The organism is Burkholderia sp. Bp8986 (genome assembly GCF_003854225.1).
GTDB lineage: Bacteria > Pseudomonadota > Gammaproteobacteria > Burkholderiales > Burkholderiaceae > Burkholderia.
In genome coordinates this window covers 1-587 of sequence record NZ_QTQM01000195.1, presented here as the reverse complement: position 1 = coordinate 587, position 587 = coordinate 1, and the positions used below count along the sequence as shown (strand labels likewise).

General features: G+C 62.4%; 1 protein-coding gene. It reads left to right on the top strand.

The genetic code is table 11. The annotated features are described in order from the left end of the window. Positions 1-587: TAL effector repeat-containing protein (locus DID99_RS36850; protein ID WP_260444807.1), on the top strand; the 587-nt coding region annotated here is incomplete at both ends.

Below are 587 nucleotides of genomic sequence, written 5' to 3'. Positions count from 1 at the left end.
ACATCGTGAAGATTGCCGCGCATGGTGGAGGCGCGCGTCGCCTCACGTTGGCCGTTGGCGAAACATCCCGGTCCCCGGGCATCGATCAGATCCAGGTGGATGCGCCGATCCCGGCCGATACCATGGCCATCACATCCGAGTTGCTGGCTCCGCCACCCGGGCAGGACTCCACACGTTCCGGTCATTCCCAAGGCAATTCTTCGCAGCGTCGGGTTTTGCGTTCCGGTATCCATCTTTCCAACCGCCGAGCCGTGCCCTATCCCCTCCGGCTGTCTGTGCCTCATACAACCAATCCGCTCGAACTGACCGACGCCGAGCAGACACGAATTGAACGTACGCACGGTGGACGGCTGACGCTACTTTATATTGCCAAGCATGCCCACGAGCTAACTGACCATCTGCAGCGCGCCGACATCGTGAAGATCGCCGCCAATAAAGGAGGCTCGCGGGCGCTGCAGGCGGTCCTCAACCATCGTCAGGCTCTCATCGACGCCGGGTTCAGCAACGACGACATCGTGAAGATCGCCGCGCATGGTGGAGGCGCGCGTCGCCTCACGTTGGCCGTTGGCGAAACATCCCGGTCCCCG